The following is a 21,272-nucleotide window of genomic DNA, read 5'->3' as shown; positions in this document are numbered from 1 at the left end:
TCCTGATTTCGTACAGTGCTCCCGATCCCGCATAGTGATACGGGACGGACGCATCAGGCGCCTCTCGGTTAACCTCGACGCATCATGCGTTTCGGGCTGCTTCTTCTTAGCTGCCGCGGCGAGGGCCTGTAGTCGTAGGCCGACCCCCTCCCCGCGGAGTCTGGTGATGCAGCGATACGTCGGCCGTCCATTGGTTGGACCCCCGAGGAGCCGTACGCCATGACCACCGCACACTCAGGCCAGACGCCCGCCGCGACCGCGTTCGGACGCCCGACGCCGATCACCAACGCGACCCGGATGCAGAAGCCGTCCGGGATGCCGATCCACAAGTACGGCTCGTACGAGGCCGTCGACATCCCCGACCGCACCTGGCCGGACCAGCGGATCACCGCCGCGCCCCGCTGGCTCTCCACCGACCTGCGCGACGGCAACCAGGCCCTGATCGACCCGATGTCGCCGGCCCGCAAGCGCGCGATGTTCGACCTGCTCGTACGCATGGGCTACAAGGAGATCGAGGTCGGCTTCCCGTCCTCCGGGGAGACCGACTTCGCGTTCGTCCGCTCCATCATCGAAGAGGGCGCGATCCCCGAGGACGTGACGATCTCCGTCCTGACGCAGGCCCGCGAGGACCTGATCGAGCGGACCGTCGAGTCCCTGATCGGCGCCCGCCGCGCCACCGTGCACCTCTACAACGCCACGGCCCCCACCTTCCGCCGGGTCGTCTTCCGCGGCTCCAAGGACGACATCAAGCAGATCGCGGTGGACGGCACCCGGCTGGTCATGGAGTACGCCGAGAAGCTGCTGGGCCCGGAGACGGTCTTCGGCTACCAGTACAGCCCGGAGATCTTCACCGACACCGAGCTGGACTTCGCCCTGGAGGTCTGCGAGGCGGTCTGCGACGTCTGGCAGCCGGGAGAGGGGCGGGAGATCATCCTCAACCTGCCCGCCACCGTGGAGCGCTCCACCCCGTCCACGCACGCGGACCGGTTCGAGTGGATGTCCCGCAACCTGACCCGCCGCGAGCACATCTGCCTGTCCGTCCACCCGCACAACGACCGCGGCACCGCCGTCGCCGCCGCCGAACTGGCCCTCATGGCCGGCGCGGACCGGATCGAGGGCTGCCTGTTCGGCCAGGGCGAGCGCACCGGCAACGTCGACCTGGTCACCCTGGGCATGAACCTGTTCTCGCAGGGCGTCGACCCGCAGATCGACTTCTCGCAGATCGACGAGATCCGCCGCACCAGCGAGTACTGCAACCAGATGGAGGTCCACCCGCGCCACCCCTACGCGGGCGACCTCGTCTACACCGCCTTCTCCGGCTCCCACCAGGACGCCATCAAGAAGGGCTTCGACGCCATGGAGGCCGACGCGGCCGCCCAGGGCAGGACCGTCGACGAGATCGAGTGGGCCGTGCCGTACCTGCCGATCGACCCGAAGGACGTCGGCCGCAGCTACGAGGCCGTCATCCGGGTCAACTCGCAGTCCGGCAAGGGCGGCATCGCGTACGTCCTGAAGAACGACCACAAGCTGGACCTGCCGCGCCGGATGCAGATCGAGTTCTCCCGGATCATTCAGGCCAAGACCGACGCCGAGGGCGGTGAGGTCACCCCGGCGCAGATCTGGTCCGTGTTCCAGGACGAGTTCCTGCCCAACCCCGAGAACCCCTGGGGGCGCGTCCAGATCCGTTCCGGCCAGTCCACCACCGGCTCCGACGGCCGGGACACCATCACGGTCGAGGCGACCGTGGACGGCACCGACACCGTGCTGACCGGCACCGGAAACGGCCCGATCTCCGCGTTCTTCGAAGCGCTGCAGGCCATCGGCATCGACGCCCGCCTCCTGGACTACACCGAGCACACCATGAGCGAGGGCGCCAGCTCCCAGGCCGCCTCGTACATCGAGTGCGCCATCGACGGACGGGTGCTGTGGGGCATCGGCATCGACGCCAACACCACGCGCGCCTCGCTGAAGGCGGTCGTCTCGGCCGTCAACCGCGCCAGCCGCTGACCCGGCCCGCCCGCGGGCCATCGGAGCCGCACGGCTCAGGACCCCGTCCCCGTTTTGTCCGGGGCGGGGTTCGGCCATCTCCGGGGTTGTGACGATCGGGGTACTGACGGCACCTCTCGACTGTGGTTAACATCACGTCCACACGGCAATGTTGCCGGAGGGGGCACCTCCCGTGCCCTTAGGGCTGCGGGGGAGTTACGGAGGTGTGCGACGTGCGGTCAGCCCTGGGACAACGCGCCATAAAGCTGCGCATCTGCGGCATCCGTACCGTCTGGGACGCCATCGGCGACGGTGCGTTCTTCTGCCCCGGCTGCGGCGGTGACCGCAACTACCGCCGGCTCACCGGACGCCGCCGCTTCGCCGTGCTCGGCGTGCCGATGCTGCGCCGCGGTACCACCGGTCCCGTCGTCGAATGCGCCGCATGCCGGGGGCACTTCGACACCGACGTGCTCGACCACCCCACCACCGCCCGGCTTTCCACGATGCTCCGGGACGCCGTCCACACGGTCGCGCTCGGCGTCCTCGCGGCAGGCGGCGCCACCTCCCGGTCGGCCCTGCGGACCGCAGCCGCCACCGTGCGCGGCGCCGGCTTCGACGACTGCACGGAGGAGCAGCTCTCCACCGTCGTCGAGGTCCTCTCGGCCGACATCGGCCACGGCTCCGCCTTCGACCCGGCGGCCGAGGCGTGCGGCGCGGCCCTCGCCATCGAGCTGCACGAGGCGCTGGAGCCCCTCGCCCCGCATCTGGCCCCCGCCGGACGCGAGGCGATCCTCCTCCAGGGCGCCAGGATCGCCCTCGCCGACGGCCCCTACGACCCGTCCGAGCGTGAGGTGCTGAGCACGGTCGGCGGGGCGCTGCGGATCTGCGCCGAGGACACCGCCCGGCTGCTGGCCGCCGCGGCCCGCACCCCCTCCTGACCGGCCCGCACCCCCTCCTGACCGGCCCGGCCCGGTCCTTCGGACCAGGCCCCGGCGCGTCCGGCGGCGGCATTCCCGTCCGCGTTCGCGCGCCCGGGCCTGCGCGGGAGTTCGTACGGGGAGGGAGTGAGGGTCCGGCGGGCCCTCCCCGTGCCGGACAATGGACGCATGAGCTTGTTCCGGGACGACGGCGTGGTGCTGCGCACGCAGAAGCTGGGCGAGGCCGACCGGATCATCACGATCCTCACCCGCGGCCACGGCCGGGTACGGGCCGTGGCGCGCGGGGTGCGGCGCACGAAGTCCAAGTTCGGCGCCCGGCTGGAACCCTTCTCCCACGTCGACGTGCAGTTCTTCGCCCGGGGCGGCGAACTGGTCGGCCGGGGCCTGCCGCTCTGCACCCAGAGTGAGACGATCGCCCCGTACGGCGGCGGCATCGTCACCGACTACGCCCGCTACACGGCGGGCACCGCGATGCTGGAGACCGCCGAACGGTTCACCGACCACGAAGGCGAGCCCGCGGTCCAGCAATATCTGCTGCTCGTCGGCGGGCTGCGCACCCTCGCCCGCGGCGAACACGATCCGCGTCTCATCCTCGACGCCTTCCTGCTGCGCTCGCTCGCCGTCAACGGCTATGCGCCCAGCTTCGAGGACTGCGCGCGCTGCGGGATGCCCGGGCCGAACCGGTTCTTCTCCGTCGCCGCGGGCGGCGTCATATGCGGCGACTGCCGGGTGCCCGGCAGCGTCGTACCCTCGTCCGAGGCCGTCGCCCTGCTGAGCGCGCTGCTCACCGGCGACTGGGCGACGGCGGACGCGTGCGAGGCGCGTCATGTCAGGGAGGGGAGCGGGCTGGTGTCCGCGTACCTGCACTGGCATCTGGAGCGCGGGCTGCGCTCACTGCGGTACGTAGAGAAGTGACACAGGCGGATCAGGCACAGGGAGCGAGACAGTTCATGGCAGTACGAGGGATACTGGGCGGTCGCAGCCGGCGCGAGTACAAGACCCCGGAGCCGCACCCCTCCGGTGCCACGCCCCCGAAGATCCCTGGCGATCTGGTGCCCCGGCACGTGGCCATCGTGATGGACGGAAACGGCCGCTGGGCCAAGGAACGCGGCCTTCCCCGCACCGAGGGGCACAAGGTCGGCGAGGGCGTCGTCATGGACGTCCTCAAGGGCTGTATCGAGATGGGCGTCAAGAACCTCTCCCTCTACGCGTTCTCCACCGAGAACTGGAAGCGCTCCCCGGAGGAGGTGAAGTTCCTGATGAACTTCAACCGGGACGTGATCCGCCGCCGCCGCGACGAGATGGACGAGCTCGGCATCCGGATCCGCTGGGTGGGGCGCATGCCGAAACTGTGGAAGTCCGTCGTCCAGGAGCTCCAGGTCGCCCAGGAGCAGACGAAGGGCAACGACCGGATGACGCTGTACTTCTGCGTCAACTACGGCGGCCGGGCCGAGATCGCCGACGCCGCGCAGCGCATCGCGCAGGACGTCGCGGCCGGGAGGCTGGACCCGTCCAAGGTCAACGAGAAGACCTTCGCGAAGTACATCTACTACCCGGACATGCCGGACGTCGACCTCTTCGTCCGCCCCAGTGGGGAGCAGCGCACCTCCAACTACCTGATCTGGCAGAGCGCCTACGCCGAGATGGTCTTCCAGGACGTGCTGTGGCCCGACTTCGACCGCCGCGACCTGTGGCGGGCCTGCCTGGAGTACGCCCGGCGCGACCGGCGGTTCGGGGGAGCGGCGGAGACGGTTCCAGCGAAGGGCTGAGCGGGCGGCTGCCGGGGCCGGGAGCCGGAGTGGTGGCGAGCGCCGGTCCCACACGGCTGCCGCGCTGCCGTCCCGCCGACCGACCGTCCCATCGCCGGGCCGTCGTACCGGGCCGCTCCCGGGAGACCCCGGAGCTCTTCGTGCTGCTCGGCGGCGACCGGCGGGCGGCCGACGTCCCCCTGTTGCCCGAGCGGGGGCTGCGTGAGCCCGGCGATCCCGGCCAGCCGCGGGCGGTGCTCGACCGCCGTCTGCGCAGGCTCCGAGCTCCCGGGCGCAGACTCTGCGCGGATGGGGTCTGCCCGGTCGGCGGGGCAGGCGTCTACCGCCGTCCCCGCCGACCGGGCCTCACTCCTTCTCGTCGGCGCGCCTCGCGCACCCCGCGCAGGTCCCGAAGATCTCCACCGTGTGTGCCACGTTCACGTATCCGTGCTGCGCGGCAACCGACTCCGCCCACTGCTCCACGGCGGGACCCTCGACCTCGACGGCCTTGCCGCACGTCCGGCACACCAGATGGTGGTGGTGCTCGTCGGTCGAGCAGCGCCGGTACACGGACTCGCCGTCCGTGGTGCGCAGCACGTCCACCTCGCCGGCGTCGGCGAGGGACTGAAGGGTGCGGTAGACGGTGGTCAGCCCGACCGAGTCACCACGATGCTTGAGTACGTCGTGCAGTTCCTGGGCACTGCGGAACTCGTCCACCCCATCGAGCGCCGCCGCCACCGCAGCCCGCTGCCGGGTCGACCGGCCGCGTACCGGGGCCGCGTTCGTTCCACTGATCGGCGCCGTCGCCACAGCCGCCTCCTCGTGTCGCGCGTACCTGTTGTCGGGCCATTGTGCCAGTCCGGCCAGTCCGCCCGGGCCCCGTGGTCAGACGCGAAGTTCGTTCTCGGCGGGCCGTCCGGCCGGTACTTCAAGGGTGCACTCGCCGGACGCCTCCTCGCTCCGCCGGGCACGTCGCCGGGCCAGCGGGGTCGCGAGCAGCGTCAGGGCGACGAAGACCACGATGGCCAGCAGCACGATCGTCGCGCCCGGCGGGACGTCCTGGTAGTACGAGGTCACGGTGCCGGCCAGGGTCACCGCCGTACCGATGACGACCGACAGCACGAACGTCAGCCGGAACGACCGGGAGATCTGCTGCGCCGCCGCGACCGGCACCACCATCAGGGCGCTGACCAGCAGCAGCCCGACGACCCGCATGGCCACGGTGACGGTCACCGCCGCCGTGACGGCGACCAGCAGGTTCAGTGCGCGCACCGGCAGCCCGGTGACACGGGCGAACTCCTCGTCCTGACTGACCGCGAAGAGCTGCCGCCGCAGCCCCAGCGACACCAGCAGGACGAAGGCGGCCAGCAGGCAGATCGCGGTGATGTCCTCGGAGGAGACCGTGGCGAGCGAGCCGAAGAGGTACGAGGTGAGGTTGGCGTTGGAGCCGGTGCTGGAGAGGTTGATCAGCAGGACACCGCCCGCCATGCCGCCGTAGAACAGCATGGCCAGCGCGATGTCGCCGCGGGTGCGCCCGTACCAGCGGATCAGCTCCATCACCACGGAGCCGGCGACGGCGACCGCCGTGGCCATCCACACCGGGCTGGTGGACAGCAGGAAGCCGAGGCCGACACCGGTCATCGCGATGTGGCCGATGCCGTCGCCCATCAGGGCCTGGCGGCGCTGGACGAGGTAGACGCCGACGGAGGGGGCGATGACGCCGACCAGGACGGCGGCGAGCAGGGCCCGCTGCATGAAGGGGGGATCGAGGAATTCCATGATCAGCTCAGCAGTCCGGTGCGGACGGGCTCGGTGGCCGCGTGGGGGTGTACATGGTCGTGTCCGGGCAGGGCGTGCTGGCCCACTGCCTTCGGAGGCGGACCGTCGTGCGTCACACAGCCGTCGCGCAGGACGACGGCGCGGTCGATCAGCGGCTCCAGCGGGCCGAGCTCATGCAGCACCAGCAGCACCGTGGTACCGGCCGCGACCTGTTCACGGAGCGTCGTGGCGAGGATCTCCTGGCTGCCCAGGTCGACGCCGGCCATCGGCTCGTCCATGATCAGCAGTTCGGGTTCGGCGGCCAGCGCCCGGGCGATCAGCACGCGCTGGTGCTGCCCGCCGGAGAGCGCGTTCACCGAGTCCCCGGCCCGGTCGGCCAGCCCCACCAGTTCGATGGCCCGGTCGACGGCGACCCGGTCGGCTTTGCGGAACGGGCCCAGCCGCCTGCGGGAGAGCCGACCCGACGAGACGACCTCGCGGATCGTGGCCGGCACGCCGCCCGAGGCGGTGGTGCGCTGGGGCACGTAGCCGACGCGGGACCAGGTGCGGAAGCGGCGCAGCGGGGTGCCGAACAGCTCGACGGAGCCGCCGGTGAGCGGCACCTGGCCGATGACGGAACGCACGGCGGTCGACTTGCCCGAGCCGTTGGCGCCGAGCAGGGCGACGACCTCGCCGCGGTGGACCGTCAGGTCGACACCGCGCAGCACCGCACGCGCGCCGAGCGTGGCCGTGGCGCCCCGGAGGGCTATCACGGGGTCGATCGTGGTGCTCCCGGGCTCGGACATGAGAGCCTCCGATGCTGCTGTGGCGGGTGGTGTGGCGTGGACCGCGCGTGCGGTGGGTGCGGCCCGGGGCGCGGGGGCTGCCGGGCCCGCGGATGCGGCGCGGCTCGCGCGGCTCGCGGGGGTGGTAGGGGGCGTCGGGGTCACTTCGCGCCGAGCGCCTTTTGCAGGGCGGCGAGGTTGGACCGCATGACGCCGATGTAGTCGTCGCCCTTGGACTTGTCCGTGATTCCCTCCAGCGGGTCCAGGACGTCGGTCTTCAGCCCGGTGTCCCGGGCGAGGGTCTTCGCGGTCCGGTCGCTGGCGAGCGTCTCGAAGAACACGGTGGTGACCTTGTTCTTCTTCGCGATGGCGTGGATCTCGGCGATCCGGGCGGGGCTGGGCTCCGCCTCGGGGTCGACCCCGGCGATGCCCTCCTGGGTGAGGCCGTAGCGCTCGGCGAGGTAGCCGAAGGCGGAGTGGGTGGTGATGAAGGTCCTGGTCGCGGTGGACTTCAGGCCCGTCTCGTACGCGGTGTTCAGGGCGTCGATCTTGCCGACCAGGGCGTCCGTGTTCGTGCGGTAGTCCGCGGCGTGACCGGGGTCGGCCTTCTCCAGCGACTTCCCGACGCCCTTGGCGACCTCGGCGTACTTCACCGGGTCCAGCCAGATGTGGGGGTCGGCCCCGGCCTCGTCGCCGTGGTCGTGGTCGTGGCCGTGCTCGTCGGCGTGCTCGTGGCCGTCGCCGGTCTCGGTGCCGTGGCGCTCCAGCGTCGTGAGCTTCGAGGCATCGACGGTGTGCTTGGCGCCGGACTGCAGAACGGCGTCGTCGACGGCGGGCTGGATGCCCTTGAGGTAGAGGATGTAGTCGGCGTCGGCGAGCCCGCCGATCTGCCTGGGGGTGAGCTCCAGGTCGTGCGGCTCGACGCCCGGCTTGGTCAGCGTCGTGACCGAGACATGCTTCCCGCCGATCTGCTCGGCGAGGAACTGCATCGGATAGAACGAGGCCACCACGTTCAGCTTGCCGTCGTCCTTGTGGCCGGCGGCGTTCGAGGAGGAGCAGGCCGTGAGGGCGGTGAGGCCGAGGGCGACCGCTCCGGCGAGGGTGACAGTGGGTATGAGGCGGCTGACGTTCATGACAGTCATTTTCAATGAAATTGGAAACGATTGTCAACAAGGATGATGAGATGGCCGCGCACTCGGCCGGACCGGGGCCGATTTGATCGGAGGGGCCTGCCCGCCGGTAATCTGTACCATTCGACGTTCATCCTCGTAATGAAGAGAGCACCGTGGCCGCCGACAAGATCGACTCCATCGTCAGCCTGAGCAAGCGCCGTGGCTTCGTCTATCCCTGCAGTGAGATCTACGGCGGTCAGCGGGCCGCCTGGGACTACGGGCCGCTGGGCGTCGAGCTGAAGGAGAACCTCAAGCGCCAGTGGTGGCGCTACATGGTCACCTCGCGCGAGGACGTGGTCGGAATCGACTCGTCGGTCATCCTGGCCACCGAGGTGTGGGTCGCCTCCGGCCACGTCGCCACGTTCACCGACCCGCTGACCGAGTGCACCTCCTGCCACAAGCGCTTCCGTGCCGACCACCTGGAGGAGGCGTACGAGGAGAAGCACGGCCATCTTCCCGCGAACGGCCTGGCGGACCTCAACTGCCCCCACTGCGGCAACAAGGGCACGTTCACCGAGCCCAAGCAGTTCTCCGGGCTGCTCTCCACCCACCTCGGCCCGACCCAGGACTCCGGCTCGGTCGCCTACCTGCGCCCCGAGACCGCCCAGGGCATCTTCACCAACTTCGCCCAGGTGCAGCAGACCTCGCGCCGCAAGCCGCCGTTCGGCATCGCCCAGATGGGCAAGTCCTTCCGGAACGAGATCACCCCGGGCAACTTCATCTTCCGCACCCGCGAGTTCGAGCAGATGGAGATGGAGTTCTTCGTCAAGCCGGGCGAGGACGAGAAGTGGCACGAGTACTGGATGGAGCAGCGCTGGAACTGGTACACCGGCCTGGGCCTGCGCGAGGAGAACATGCGGTGGTACGAGCACCCGCAGGAGAAGCTCTCGCACTACTCCAAGCGCACCGCCGACATCGAGTACCGCTTCCGCTTCGGCGGCAGCGAGTGGGGTGAGCTGGAGGGCGTCGCCAACCGCACGGACTACGACCTCAAGGCGCACTCCAAGGCGTCAGGCACCGACCTGTCGTACTTCGACCAGGAGGCCGGCGAGCGCTGGACCCCGTACGTCATCGAGCCGGCGGCCGGTCTCGGGCGCGCGATGCTCGCCTTCCTCCTCGACGCCTACATCGAGGACGAGGCGCCCAACGCCAAGGGCGTCATGGAGAAGCGCACCGTGATGCGCCTCGACCCGCGCCTCGCGCCGGTCAAGGTCGCCGTCCTGCCACTGTCCCGCAACGCGCAGCTCTCGCCGAAGGCCAAGGGCCTCGCCGCCGACCTGCGGCAGAACTGGAACATCGAGTTCGACGACGCGGGCGCCATCGGCCGCCGCTACCGCCGCCAGGACGAGATCGGCACGCCGTTCTGCGTCACCGTCGACTTCGACACCCTCGACGACAACGCGGTGACCGTTCGCGAGCGCGACACCATGAAGCAGGAGCGCGTCTCCCTGGACCAGATCCAGGCGTACCTCGCCGCCCGCCTGATCGGCTGCTGACGCCGGTCACGCGCTGCCGTTACGCACCACCGGTTGACACCGGTGGTGCGGTACCACTGGCCGGAGCCCCCGGTTCCCCCGCATCCGGTGCGGAGGACCGGGGGCTCCGGCGTACGCCGTCCGGTTCTGGGCCGACGCGGCTTGGCAAAACCGGGTGCGGCGGCCTGCGGGACCGGGATACGGTGACTGCATGTCTTCGTTCTTCCAGATCTACGAATGAGAGCGTGGCGGGTCCGGGTACCCGCCGCCTGCCGGAACGGTCAAGGGGCGCCTCAGACCCCTTCCCCTCTTTCGCCCTTCATCACGAATGGGAGAACGCCGTGGCCAAGAGCCGCAACAACCTTCTCGGCGTGGGCGGGCAGCGCAAGAAGCTGTCCCGCGCCGACCAGCAGGGCGTGAGCCCCGCACACCGGGCCGACCGCAAGGCGGCCACCGACCAGAAGCAGGACCTGCTGCGCAAGATGCGTGAGCGCACGCAGCGGGCACCGGAATCCGCGGAGGCGGTGGTCCCGTCCGCCGCTCAGGACGAGCCGACGTCTCCGGATGCCGCCACGCAGCCCGACACGGACGAGCGGGACGACGCGGCACGGAGCTGACGCCCCCTCACCATCCGTACGACCGACCGTGGGCCCGGACCAGCCAAGGCGATCCGGGCCCACGCCCCTGTCCGCGCCCGGCTCCTTCGCCCCGGCGCCCTGCGCCGTGGCGCCGCGCCGCTCACGCCACCCGGCGCGGGAGCAGCAGGCCCGGCAGAACGGTCAGCACCACCGCGGCCGACTGCACCAGCGACACCACCGCCGACACGCCCCGCATCCCCGAACCGGGGAGCAGGGGCCGGCGGCCGGGGTGTCCTTCAGGCCCTGGATGCCGTGGAGGGCTGACTTCCGGTGGTGGCGGTCGTCCGCGCCTCCAGGAACACGGCGGTCCTGTGTGCCGTCTCCCGCGCCCAGCGGCCGCTGGTCAGCGCCCCCACCAGCAGGACGCTCAGCCCGCATCCGGTGATGATCCACCAGGCGGGTCTGCCCGCGTCCACGAAGGCGGTCGCGTACGCGGAGCCGTGCGGCGACCCGGTCCCGGCCACGCCCGACGCGAGCACCGCGCCGATCACGGCGACCCCGAGCGTGCCGCCGACCTGCCTGCTGGTCGAGGCGACCGCCGCCGCCACACCGGCCTGGGCGCGGGGCATCCCGGAGACGGCGGTGTTGGTGATCGGCGCGTTCACCATGCCGAAGCCGAGACCGAACAGGACGTACCCGGTGAAGAGCAGGGTGTTGTCCGTCTCCGCTTCGAACGCGGCGAACATCAGCCCGCACGCCGTCATGGCCGTCCCGGCCACGAGCAGCGGCAGCCGCGGTCCCCGACTGCCGACGAGCCGTCCCGACAGCGGGGCGCAGACGAAGGTCAGGGCCGCCATCGGCAGCATGTACAGACCGGCGTGCAGCGCGCTCAGTCCGCGTACGTTCTGCAGGTACAGCGTGTTGAGGAACAGGAAGCCGCTCAGCGCGGCGAATGAGCAGACCGCGATGACGGTGGCTCCGCTGAACGGGGCGCTGCGGAAGAACCGCAGGTCGATGAGGGGCTCGGCGCGTCGGGGCTCGTAGAGCAGCAGCCCCGCGAGGGCGGCGACGGCGAGCGCGGTGAGCGCCAGGATGTGTGGCGAGGACCACCCCGCGGACGGCGTCTCGATGATGACGTATGTCAGCGAGCCGAGCAGGGCGATCACCAGCAACTGCCCCACCGGGTCCGGGCGGCGCGGCTTCGGGGCGCGGGACTCGGGGACGTAGCGCCAGGTGAGCAGCAGCGCGAGGAGTCCGACGGGCAGATTGATCCAGAAGATGGACCGCCAGCCGACCGAGTCCACCAGCAGCCCGCCGACCAGCGGTCCCGCCGCCATGGAGATGCCGACCACGCCGCCCCACGCACCGATGGCGCGGGCCCGCTCGCGCGGGTCGGTGAAGGTGTTGGTGATGATCGACATCGCGACCGGGTTCAGCATCGAACCGCCCACCGCCTGGACCATCCGGAACGCCACCAGCGACTCCAGGTTCGGCGCCAGGGAACAGAGCAGCGAGCCGAGGGTGAAGAGCACCAGCCCGGTCTGGAACACCCTGCGGCGGCCGATCCGGTCGGCGGTGGACCCCGCGAGCATCAGGAGCGAGGCGAGGACCAGCGTGTAGGCGTCGATCGTCCACTGCATGCCGGCGACGGAGGCGTGCAGCTCCTTCTGGATGGAGGGGAGCGCGACATTCAGGACGGTGTTGTCGAGACTGACGATCAGCAGACTCATGCAGCAGATCGCCAGTACCAGTTGCCGTCGGCGTGGGCTGAGCTCGGGCATACATCGATAGTACGGTTAACTAATGAACCGTGCCGAGCGATCGGCCGGATCGGGGCGGCCCCGCGCCGTACACGGCGGGGGTGGTGGACCGTTCGGAGCCGTGCGCGGCGGCGGGCCGCTCCGCGCCGACCACGGCGGCGAAGTGCTCCCCGCCGTACGCGACAATGGAGCAATGACCACGCTCGCCCCCTCGCTCCCGCAGCTCCGGATCGGCCCGCACTCGGTGCAGCCGCCGGTGGTGCTGGCTCCCATGGCCGGCATCACCAACGCCCCGTTCCGCACCCTGTGCCGGGAGTTCTCCGGGGGCAAGGGGCTGTTCGTCAGCGAGATGATCACCACTCGGGCGCTGGTCGAGCGCAATGAGAAGACCATGCAGCTCATCCACTTCGACCCGAGCGAGAACCCGCGCTCGATCCAGCTCTACGGAGTGGACCCGGTCACCGTCGGCAAGGCCGTCCGCATGATCGTCGACGAGGACCTCGCCGACCACATCGATCTGAACTTCGGCTGCCCGGTCCCCAAGGTGACCCGCAAGGGCGGCGGCTCGGCGCTCCCGTACAAGCGGCCGCTGCTGCGCGCGATCCTCAACCAGGCGGTCTCCAACGCGGGCGATCTGCCGGTCACCATCAAGATGCGCAAGGGCATCGACGACGACCACCTCACCTATCTCGACGCGGGCCGCATCGCCGTCGAGGAGGGCGTCAAGGCGGTCGCGCTGCACGGCAGGACGACCGCCCAGCACTACGGCGGCACCGCGGACTGGGACGCCATCGCCCGGCTCAAGGAGCACGTCCCGGAGATTCCCGTGCTCGGCAACGGCGACATCTGGTGCGCGGACGACGCCCGGCGGATGATGCGCGAGACCGGCTGCGACGGCGTGGTGGTGGGCCGCGGCTGTCTGGGCCGCCCCTGGCTCTTCGGCGACCTGGTGAGCGCGTTCGAGGGCACGGGGACGAAGCAGGAGCCCCGGTTGCGTGAGGTCGCCGATGTGATGCTGCGGCACGCGACGCTGCTGGGGGAGTGGCTCGGTGACGAGGCGCGGGGTGTGATCGACTTCCGCAAGCACGTCGCCTGGTACCTCAAGGGCTTCTCGGTCGGCTCGGAGATGCGCAGGAAGCTGGCGGTCACCTCGTCGCTGGACGAACTGGGCGCACAGCTGAACGAGCTCGACCTCGACCAGTCTTGGCCGGAGGGGGCGGACGGGCCGCGCGGGCGCACCTCGGGCAACAACCGAGTGGCACTTCCGGACGGTTGGCTGAAGGACCCGTACGACTGCGCGGGCGTGGGCGCGGACGCGGAACTGGACACCTCGGGCGGCTGAGGGAGGCTCGGGCTGCCGGCTCCCACGTTCTGGTGACCGGCTGCCGGGCCGCGCGCACCGGCGACCGGCTGGGGCAGGGCCGCGTGTTCCGGTGACCGGCTGCCGGTGACCCGGTTTCTGGTGACCGGCGGGGCCGGAGTCCGGCCTGCGGCGCCTCGCGAGCAGGGTCTGGCGTCTGCTTTCCGGCGTCCGTGTTCCGGCGTCCGGGTACCGCCGGCGTCCATGTTCCGGCGTCCGTCGCCGCACGCCGTGCGGTCGACGGCGGCCCGTCCCCGGTTGGTCATGGGCCCGGGGCGGGCGCCCCCGCGCTGCGGAGTCCCCGTCGTCCGCGCCACGGGGTTGGGGACCGTTCGTCCTTCGTGCCCGGCGGCCTTGTCACGCGCGGATCGGACGGCCTGGTGCGCCTCTCCGGCACCGGTTGCCGCTTCCGTACTCGGGCTCCCCTCGGGGCGCACGCGGCACTTCCTACGCAAGGCACCGCGTGCCGCAACCGGGGGTGCACTCATCTGAGCGTTCGAACCAGCCAGATTTCGCGTGATTTGGCTAGAAGTGCATCCAGGTATGCGCGCGACGACCGCCGGTGCAAGCTAATTGATCACAATGAGCTGCACCCTATGAGCTACGAGTGACTGTTGATCGTTTTTCGGGTGTCCAGATGGTGACATCTGAGCGCCGCGCATAGAGTGATTCTCGCCACCTTGAGAGTTGAGTCGCTCAAATGAGCGCAATTTTGAGGGATGCATTTCTCAAATGATGGCACTCGGTGCCATGGGCTCCCACTTTGATCGATCGACGCTTCCCTTGCGTAGAGTGGTCAAATGGGGAAATATTGATAGCGGTGAGTGTTGGTTCATTCAAGAAGTGAACGCTCTTCTTCTCCTGGGAGATCGGCGGTCCCACTTTCGATCTGCTGGCGGACGAGTGGCTGAGCCCTCATGACGCGCATGTGGGCGTACCCAGGCACCTTCGATCTGGGTATGTTCCTCGCCGTCAGGGCAGCCACCGCGTCTTCGAGGAGTCGAGACCCGTGTCGGAAAACAAAGATCCCCACGTATCCACCCCGGAATCCCGGGTGTCTCAGGGGCAGAAGTTCGTTTACGACTTCACCGAGGGCAACAAGGATCTGAAGGACCTCCTCGGTGGGAAGGGCGCCAACCTCGCCGAGATGACCAATCTCGGTCTCCCCGTCCCTCCGGGTTTCACCATCACCACCGAGGCGTGCAAGGTCTACCTGGAGAGCGGTGAGGAGCCGGCGGAGCTCCGTGAGGAGGTCGGCGCACACCTCGAAGCCCTCGAAGCGCGGATGGACAAGAAGCTCGGCCAGGCGGACGATCCGCTGCTGGTCTCGGTCCGTTCCGGTGCGAAGTTCTCCATGCCCGGCATGATGGACACGGTCCTCAACATCGGCCTCTCCGACGAGTCCGTGGTCGGTCTCGCCGCGCAGGCCGGTGACGAGCGGTTCGCGTGGGACTCCTACCGGCGCCTCATCCAGATGTTCGGCAAGACCGTGCTCGGTGTCGACGGCGACCTCTTCGAGGAGGCGCTGGAGGCGGCGAAGGAGGCCAAGGGCGTCACGGTCGACGTGGATCTCGACGCGGCCGATCTGAAGGAACTGGTCGGGCGGTTCAAGGGCATCGTCTCCCGGGAGGCCGGACGCGACTTCCCGCAGGACGCGCGCGAGCAGATGGACCTGGCCATAAGGGCGGTCTTCGACTCGTGGAACACCGAGCGGGCCAAGCTCTACCGCCGCCAGGAACGCATCCCCGGTGACCTCGGCACGGCCGTCAACGTCTGCTCGATGGTCTTCGGCAACCTCGGCCCCGACTCCGGCACGGGCGTCGCGTTCACCCGCGACCCGGCCAGTGGTCACCAGGGCGTCTACGGCGACTACCTGCAGAACGCGCAGGGCGAGGACGTCGTCGCCGGCATCCGCAACACCGTGCCGCTCGCCGATCTGGAGTCGATCGACAAGGAGTCGTACGACCAGCTGATGCAGATCATGGAGAAGCTCGAAACGCACTACAAGGACCTGTGCGACATCGAGTTCACCATCGAGCGCGGCCGGCTGTGGATGCTCCAGACCCGGGTCGGCAAGCGCACCGCCGGTGCCGCCTTCCGGATCGCGACCCAGCTCGTCGACCAGGGCCTGATCGACGAGGCCGAGGCGCTCCAGCGGGTCAACGGGGCCCAGCTCGCGCAGCTGATGTTCCCGCGCTTCGACGAGGAGGCGGAGACCGAGCTGCTCGGCCGGGGCATCGCCGCCTCGCCGGGCGCCGCGGTCGGCAAGGCCGTGTTCGACTCGTACACCGCGGTGAAGTGGTCCCGGTCCGGCGAGAAGGTCATCCTGATCCGCCGCGAGACCAACCCCGATGATCTCGACGGCATGATCGCGGCCGAGGGCATCCTGACCTCGCGCGGCGGCAAGACCTCGCACGCCGCCGTCGTCGCCCGGGGCATGGGCAAGACCTGTGTCTGCGGTGCCGAGGAGCTGGAGGTCGACACCAAGCGCCGTCGGATGACGGTGGGCGGCCGGGTCGTCGAGGAGGGGGACGTCGTCTCCATCGACGGCTCCACCGGCAAGGTGTACCTGGGCGAGGTGCCCGTCGTGCCCTCCCCGGTGGTCGAGTACTTCGAGGGCCGGATGCACGCCGGCGCCGACGACGCCGACGAACTGGTCTCCGCCGTGCACCGCATCATGGCGTACGCGGACCGGGTGCGCCGACTGCGGGTGCGGGCCAACGCCGACAGCGCCGAGGACGCGCTGCGGGCCCGCCGCTTCGGTGCCCAGGGCATCGGCCTGTGCCGCACCGAGCACATGTTCCTCGGGGAACGGCGCGGGCTGGTCGAGAAGCTGATCCTCGCGGACACCGACGACGAGCGCGAGGCCGCGCTGGCCGAGCTGCTCCCGCTCCAGAGGGCCGATTTCGTGGAGCTGTTCGAGGCGATGGACGGGCTGCCCGTCACCGTACGGCTGCTGGACCCGCCGCTGCACGAGTTCCTGCCGGACATCACCGAGCTGTCGGTGCGGGTCGCGCTCGCCGAGGCCCGTCAGGACGCCAACGAGAACGATCTGCGCCTGCTCCAGGCGGTGCACAAGCTGCACGAGCAGAACCCGATGCTCGGTCTGCGCGGGGTCCGCCTCGGCCTTGTCATCCCGGGGCTGTTCGCCATGCAGGTACGGGCGATCGCCGAAGCCGCGGCGGATCGCAAGAACGCCAAGGGCGACCCGCGCGCCGAGATCATGATCCCGCTCGTCGGCACGGTCCAGGAGCTGGAGATCGTCCGTGAGGAGGCCGACCAGGTCATCGCTGAGGTCGAGGCGGCCACCGGCACCCAGCTGAAGCTGACCATCGGCACCATGATCGAACTGCCGCGTGCCGCGCTCACCGCCGGGCAGATCGCCGAGGCCGCGCAGTTCTTCTCCTTCGGCACGAACGACCTGACCCAGACGGTGTGGGGCTTCTCCCGCGACGATGTGGAGGCGTCGTTCTTCACCGCGTACCTGGAGAAGGGCATCTTCGGGGTGTCGCCGTTCGAGACGATCGACAGGGACGGCGTCGGCTCGCTGGTCCGCAGTGCCGCCGAGGCGGGCCGGGCCACTCGTCCGGACCTGAAACTGGGCGTCTGCGGTGAGCACGGCGGCGACCCGGAATCGGTGCACTTCTTCCACGAGGTGGGCCTGGACTACGTTTCCTGCTCCCCGTTCCGCATCCCCGTCGCCCGCCTCGAAGCGGGCCGGGCGGCGGCGGAGGCCCTCGGCAGCGACAGCCGCTGACGCGGCCCGCCCGGACCCGGGGCCGCCGCAGGCCGGTTCGTACCCTCAGCGGTCCGGCGCGGCGGTCCCGGGACTTCCGTGGGCGGCGGCCCCTGTGCGCGGGGCCGCCGCTTCGTTTCGTTCCGGCGAATTGGCTGTGCGATTCTGTGCTATTCGATTGTGCAATCCGCAGAGTTTGTTCAGCGAACAAAGACGTGGTCGCAACGGGTCGGCACGCCGTAACCGTGATGTGGTAACGGGGCGGACCGCCGCAAGGGCCGGATGGCCCTAACCGAGCGGGCGCGCGCGATGGACCGGGATACGGCCCGTGGATCCCCACCCACGGACCGCACCCCGGCTTACCCCCGTCGGGTGCGGAGCCGCACCGTCGCCGACCGCCGCCGAACGAGCAAAACCCCCCACGGCCTTCACTCGCTCTTCCGGTGGCTCCGGATACGCACCCGACGCCGTACAGCTTTCCGGTGGCGACGTGAGGAGGCGAGACGTTTCACCTCTGGCCGAAACCCCGTGGTGACGTGGGGTTATGGGTCGCATACCCTGGGATGGGGGTAATTGCACGTGCAACAGGTGGGGGCCCGGTGCTGCGTATCCACATGTCCGGAGTGGACCTGTCAAAGGTGCGGATGGCCACTCGGCCGGACGCGCTGTGGGAAACCATTCTGAGTTTCCACCGGCTGCGGGACCGGCGCGGTTCGACGGTGTTCGGGGAATGGCGCAAGGAAACCCGGCCACGGTTGAATAATGAAGTACGCCTGTTGGCAGCCGTGATTCCGCCGCGCGGCTATTTCCCGGACTTCCTGACACCTTCGCAGGAAAGCAGCGAGCCGTACACCCTCGACGCGGGAATAGAGGCGCTGCGCGACACCCCGTCCGAGCGGATACGCGCCGAACTGGCCCTGCTGGGCTCGGGGCGACGTGTGCCGGGCCGCGTTCCGGGCGGGCGGATCGAGCCGCTCGGCCGACTCGCGGACGCCCTGCGCGCCTACCACCGCGCCGCGATCGAACCGTACTGGCCGCACATCCGGTCCAGCATCGAGGCGGACCGGGCCGTCCGGGGCCGCGCCCTCCTGGACGGCGGGACCGAGGAACTGCTCGCCTCCCTCCCGCCCATGATCCGCTGGCGGCCTCCCGTGCTGGAGGCCGACTACCCCTTCGACCGTGAGATCCGTCTGAACGGCAGGGGATTGCTGCTCCAGCCCTCCTATTTCTGCCGCGTCACACCGGTCGTCTACCGGGACCAGCGGCTCCCGCCTGTCCTCGTCTACCCGGTCACCCACTCTCGCGCCCCGGTCTTCGCCGAATCGGGGCCCTGGCTCGGCCGGCTCCTCGGCAACACCCGCTCGACCGTGCTGCGGGCCATCGGCAACGGCTGCACGACCAGCGAACTCGCCCTCCGCGCCGGTATATCGCTCGCCTCCGCGAGCCAGCACGCCTGCGTGCTGCGCGAGGCCGGTCTGATCCACACGCTGCGGCACGGCAGCGCGGTCCTGCACACGCTCACCCCGCTGGGCGGATCGCTGCTCCGGGGCGGCGCGCCGCTCGCCATGTCCTGACCGCGGCCCGCCGCCGCTCGTCCGCTCGCGGGGGCGCGGGCCGCGTTCCGGTGGGCGCCCGCCGGTACCGGCGGGCGTCGGGCCGGGCTTCGGCAGGTGCTAGCCGGACCGCGGCGGCCGTACGCCGTGCGTCGGCGGCGACCGACGGGCCCCACGGACGCCTGCCACGCGTCGGCGGGGATGTGCCGGACACCCACGGACGCTTGTCGCATGCCGGCAGGTGTGCGCCCGGCTCCGGTGCCCGCTCGCGGGGGCGGGGAGGACCGGTCGCCGCCTTCCGTCGACCAGTGGAAAATTTTCTTCACCGACAGCGATGAGTTCCGTGGGGTCGCGCGGTCTACCTGTCGTAAAGCGTTCGAACATCCGAGAGAGTGGAACGAACATGTCTCAGTTGATCTTCGTGAACCTGCCGGTCAAGAACCTCGAAACGGCCAAGACGTTCTTCGGCAAGCTCGGCTACTCGTGCAACCCGCAGTTCACCGACGAGCACACCGCCTGCGTGGTCATCAGCGACTCGATCTTCGTCATGCTCCTCACGGAGTCCCGGTTCAAGGACTTCACCAAGAAGGGGATCGCCGACGCCTCCGCGACCACCGAGGTGATCCTGGCGCTGAGCGCGGAGAGCCGCGAGAAGGTCGACGAGATCGCCGATACCGCGCTCGCCTCCGGGGGATCGCCCGCCAACGAACCGATGGACTTCGGCCACATGTACGGCCGCTCCTTCCAGGACCCGGACGGGCACATCTGGGAGGTCATGTGGATGGACCCGGCCGCCATCGGAGCGCAGCAGGGATGAGTTCGGGCCGGGCCGAGCCGCCCGCCGGGGCACCGGCGGGCCGGTGAGGCCCAGATCCCGCTCAGCTTTTCCGCGTACCGGCCGAAGTGGTTGGACGGGGGCGCGACCGCGTCCTTAGGGTCGCGATCATGCCCGACATAGCACTCACCACCCTGGTCGCCCTCTGCCTCGCCGCAGCCGCCGCGGGCTGGATCGACGCGGTGGTCGGCGGTGGTGGACTGCTTCTGCTGCCCGCCCTGCTGCTGGGCCTCCCGCACGTCCCCGCCGCGCAGGTCCTCGGCACCAACAAGGCGGTCGCGATCGTCGGCACGACGGGCGCCGCCGCGACATATCTGCGCAAGACGCCGGTCGAACTCCGGACGGCCCTGCGGATCGGGCTCGCGGCCCTGGCCGGATCGATGACCGGGGCGTTCTTCGCCGCCGGGATCCGCAGCGAGGTGCTGCGTCCCGTGATCATGGTGGTGCTGCTGGGGGTCGCGGCGTTCGTGCTGCTGCGGCCGTCGTTCGGGGCGGTCGCGGACGGCGGCGAGAACACGTGGCGGCAGGTCAGCCGCGCCCGTACCGTCACGGCGATCCTGCTGGTCGGTGGGGGCATCGGCTTCTACGACGGGCTGTTCGGCCCCGGCACCGGAACGTTTCTGGTGCTGGCCCTGACCGCCGTGCTCCACCTCGACCTGGTGACCGCGTCCGCCAACGCCAAGATCGTCAATGTCTGCACCAACGGCGGGGCGCTGGCGATGTTCGCGTACCAGGGCAACGTCATGTGGCGACTGGGGGCGCTGATGGCGGTGTTCAACCTGGTGGGCGGTCTCGTCGGGGCGCGGATGGCGCTCAGCAGGGGCAGCGGTTTCGTCCGCGTCGTGCTGCTGGTCGTCGTGTTCTCACTGGTCGCGAAGCTGGGGTTCGACCAGTGGGCGGCGTGAGGCGTGCTGCGCCACCGGCGCCGCACAGGGGTGTCGCCGCCTCTCAGCGCACTTCCGTGAGATGGGCGTACGCCACCACGTTGCCCTGGTAGCCGGTCTTCTTCGAGAACCCGCCGCCGCAGGTGATCAGCCGGACCGAGGCGTAGGGAGAATCGCCGTACACCCGTTCGTCGGGGAAGGCGTCACTGTCGTAGACCTCGATCGCGTCGAGTGAGAAGACGGCAGTGCGCCCGTCCCGGCGGACCACCTCCACCTCACTCCCCTTCTGGAGGGCGCCCAGGTCGTAGAAGACCGACCGCCCGCGCGCGTTGTCGACGTGACCGGCGACGATCGCGCTGCCCTTGGAGCCCGGGGGAGTGCCACCCCCGTACCAGCCCACGAGGTTGCGGTCCTCGGCGGGCGGCACGTCGAGACTTCCGTCGGCGCCGAGCCCGAGCCGCGTCATCGGGGCGTCGACACGGATGCTCGGGATCCGGATGCGCACCGGGGCCGAGGGCTTCAGCGGTTCGGCGACGGGCGACCCCGGCTGCGGTGCCGGGCCGGCGGCGAACGCCTGCGCGGTGGTCGGCTGGGGCGGGATCAGCCGGCTTTCGGCACCGTGGCGGATCAGCCAGACACCGGCCAGTGCCGCGAGGACCAGCAGCCAGCCCTTGCCCTTCTCGGACACGGTCGTCCTCCGGATG

The 21,272-nt window shown here is 70.2% G+C and carries 17 protein-coding genes; 11 read left to right on the top strand and 6 right to left on the bottom strand.

The features are described from left to right. The first annotated feature begins 219 nt into the window (after positions 1 to 219). From leuA to ACIHCL_RS03265, 4 genes are all read left to right on the top strand, one after another. Complete coding sequence (leuA, locus tag ACIHCL_RS03280; protein ID WP_399856406.1) at positions 220 to 2,007, top strand: 2-isopropylmalate synthase; 1,788 nt, start codon at positions 220 to 222, stop codon at positions 2,005 to 2,007. Between the two features lie 212 nt (positions 2,008 to 2,219). Next, on the top strand, positions 2,220 to 2,924 hold the full coding sequence (locus ACIHCL_RS03275) for a TerB family tellurite resistance protein (RefSeq protein WP_399856405.1): 705 nt from the start codon (positions 2,220 to 2,222) through the stop codon (positions 2,922 to 2,924). A 168-nt stretch (positions 2,925 to 3,092) separates the two neighbouring features. Next, a complete protein-coding gene (recO, locus tag ACIHCL_RS03270; RefSeq protein WP_399856403.1) occupies positions 3,093 to 3,839 on the top strand; it encodes a DNA repair protein RecO in 747 nt (248 codons plus the stop codon). Between the two features lie 35 nt (positions 3,840 to 3,874). After that, a complete protein-coding gene (locus ACIHCL_RS03265; RefSeq protein ID WP_399856401.1) occupies positions 3,875 to 4,693 on the top strand; it encodes an isoprenyl transferase in 819 nt (272 codons plus the stop codon). Positions 4,694 to 5,038: 345 nt separating this feature from the next. Here the strand turns inward: ACIHCL_RS03265 and ACIHCL_RS03260 are convergent, their stop codons facing one another. From ACIHCL_RS03260 to ACIHCL_RS03245, 4 genes are all read right to left on the bottom strand, one after another. After that, a complete protein-coding gene (locus ACIHCL_RS03260; protein WP_399856399.1) occupies positions 5,039 to 5,482 on the bottom strand; it encodes a Fur family transcriptional regulator in 444 nt (147 codons plus the stop codon). 75 nt (positions 5,483 to 5,557) lie between these two features. Then, the gene (locus tag ACIHCL_RS03255; RefSeq protein WP_399856397.1) at positions 5,558 to 6,451 is read right to left on the bottom strand and encodes a metal ABC transporter permease; all 894 of its coding nucleotides are present in this window, start codon (positions 6,449 to 6,451) and stop codon (positions 5,558 to 5,560) included. Positions 6,452 to 6,453: 2 nt separating this feature from the next. Further along, on the bottom strand, positions 6,454 to 7,236 hold the full coding sequence (locus ACIHCL_RS03250) for a metal ABC transporter ATP-binding protein (protein WP_399856395.1): 783 nt from the start codon (positions 7,234 to 7,236) through the stop codon (positions 6,454 to 6,456). Positions 7,237 to 7,376: 140 nt separating this feature from the next. Next, on the bottom strand, positions 7,377 to 8,348 hold the full coding sequence (locus ACIHCL_RS03245; protein ID WP_399856394.1) for a metal ABC transporter substrate-binding protein: 972 nt from the start codon (positions 8,346 to 8,348) through the stop codon (positions 7,377 to 7,379). A 152-nt stretch (positions 8,349 to 8,500) separates the two neighbouring features. On the opposite strand from ACIHCL_RS03245, the gene ACIHCL_RS03240 reads away from it, so the two are divergent. Together ACIHCL_RS03240 and ACIHCL_RS03235 are read left to right on the top strand one after the other, a co-directional pair. Further along, positions 8,501 to 9,883, top strand: coding sequence for a glycine--tRNA ligase (locus ACIHCL_RS03240; protein WP_399856392.1), 1,383 nt, complete (start codon positions 8,501 to 8,503; stop codon positions 9,881 to 9,883). A gap of 320 nt (positions 9,884 to 10,203) precedes the next feature. After that, entirely contained in the window at positions 10,204 to 10,479 is a 276-nt protein-coding gene (locus ACIHCL_RS03235) for a DUF6243 family protein (RefSeq protein ID WP_399856391.1), read from the top strand. A 257-nt stretch (positions 10,480 to 10,736) separates the two neighbouring features. On the opposite strand, the gene ACIHCL_RS03230 is transcribed toward ACIHCL_RS03235, so the two are convergent. Further along, entirely contained in the window at positions 10,737 to 12,221 is a 1,485-nt protein-coding gene (locus ACIHCL_RS03230; RefSeq protein WP_399856389.1) for an MFS transporter, read from the bottom strand. Between the two features lie 172 nt (positions 12,222 to 12,393). Between ACIHCL_RS03230 and dusB the strand changes: the two genes are divergently transcribed. The 5 genes from dusB to ACIHCL_RS03205 all read left to right on the top strand — a co-directional run bounded on the left by dusB (position 12,394) and on the right by ACIHCL_RS03205 (position 20,589). After that, on the top strand, positions 12,394 to 13,542 hold the full coding sequence (gene dusB, locus ACIHCL_RS03225) for a tRNA dihydrouridine synthase DusB (protein WP_399856388.1): 1,149 nt from the start codon (positions 12,394 to 12,396) through the stop codon (positions 13,540 to 13,542). Positions 13,543 to 14,569: 1,027 nt separating this feature from the next. Continuing rightward, the gene (gene ppdK / locus ACIHCL_RS03220) at positions 14,570 to 17,317 is read left to right on the top strand and encodes a pyruvate, phosphate dikinase (protein ID WP_399856387.1); all 2,748 of its coding nucleotides are present in this window, start codon (positions 14,570 to 14,572) and stop codon (positions 17,315 to 17,317) included. A gap of 578 nt (positions 17,318 to 17,895) precedes the next feature. After that, positions 17,896 to 18,870: an ArsR/SmtB family transcription factor gene (locus tag ACIHCL_RS03215; RefSeq protein WP_399856385.1), complete on the top strand. Its 975-nt coding sequence runs from the start codon at positions 17,896 to 17,898 to the stop codon at positions 18,868 to 18,870. A 382-nt stretch (positions 18,871 to 19,252) separates the two neighbouring features. Continuing rightward, a complete protein-coding gene (locus ACIHCL_RS03210; RefSeq protein ID WP_399856383.1) occupies positions 19,253 to 19,666 on the top strand; it encodes a VOC family protein in 414 nt (137 codons plus the stop codon). A 128-nt stretch (positions 19,667 to 19,794) separates the two neighbouring features. Next, positions 19,795 to 20,589 carry a sulfite exporter TauE/SafE family protein gene (locus ACIHCL_RS03205; protein ID WP_399856379.1) on the top strand — a complete coding sequence of 265 codons (795 nt, stop codon included), beginning with the start codon at positions 19,795 to 19,797 and terminating at the stop codon, positions 20,587 to 20,589. Positions 20,590 to 20,632: 43 nt separating this feature from the next. On the opposite strand, the gene ACIHCL_RS03200 is transcribed toward ACIHCL_RS03205, so the two are convergent. Further along, entirely contained in the window at positions 20,633 to 21,256 is a 624-nt protein-coding gene (locus tag ACIHCL_RS03200) for a class F sortase (protein ID WP_399856377.1), read from the bottom strand. Positions 21,257 to 21,272: the final 16 nt, after the last annotated feature.

Source organism: Streptomyces sp. NPDC052042, assembly GCF_044548345.1.
GTDB lineage: Bacteria > Actinomycetota > Actinomycetes > Streptomycetales > Streptomycetaceae > Streptomyces.
The sequence above is the reverse complement of the archived record's forward strand: the minus strand, read 5'-3'. Positions and strand labels throughout refer to the sequence as shown.

Coding starts and splice junctions, on each gene's coding strand:
- ACIHCL_RS03205 (WP_399856379.1), top strand. CDS start 19,795: ATGCCCGACATAGCACTCACCACCCTGGTCGCCCTCTGCCTCGCCGCA.
- ACIHCL_RS03230 (WP_399856389.1), bottom strand. CDS start 12,221: ATGCCCGAGCTCAGCCCACGCCGACGGCAACTGGTACTGGCGATCTGC.
- recO (WP_399856403.1), top strand. CDS start 3,093: ATGAGCTTGTTCCGGGACGACGGCGTGGTGCTGCGCACGCAGAAGCTG.
- dusB (WP_399856388.1), top strand. CDS start 12,394: ATGACCACGCTCGCCCCCTCGCTCCCGCAGCTCCGGATCGGCCCGCAC.
- ACIHCL_RS03265 (WP_399856401.1), top strand. CDS start 3,875: ATGGCAGTACGAGGGATACTGGGCGGTCGCAGCCGGCGCGAGTACAAG.
- ACIHCL_RS03255 (WP_399856397.1), bottom strand. CDS start 6,451: ATGGAATTCCTCGATCCCCCCTTCATGCAGCGGGCCCTGCTCGCCGCC.
- ACIHCL_RS03250 (WP_399856395.1), bottom strand. CDS start 7,236: ATGTCCGAGCCCGGGAGCACCACGATCGACCCCGTGATAGCCCTCCGG.
- leuA (WP_399856406.1), top strand. CDS start 220: ATGACCACCGCACACTCAGGCCAGACGCCCGCCGCGACCGCGTTCGGA.
- ACIHCL_RS03210 (WP_399856383.1), top strand. CDS start 19,253: ATGTCTCAGTTGATCTTCGTGAACCTGCCGGTCAAGAACCTCGAAACG.
- ACIHCL_RS03245 (WP_399856394.1), bottom strand. CDS start 8,348: ATGAACGTCAGCCGCCTCATACCCACTGTCACCCTCGCCGGAGCGGTC.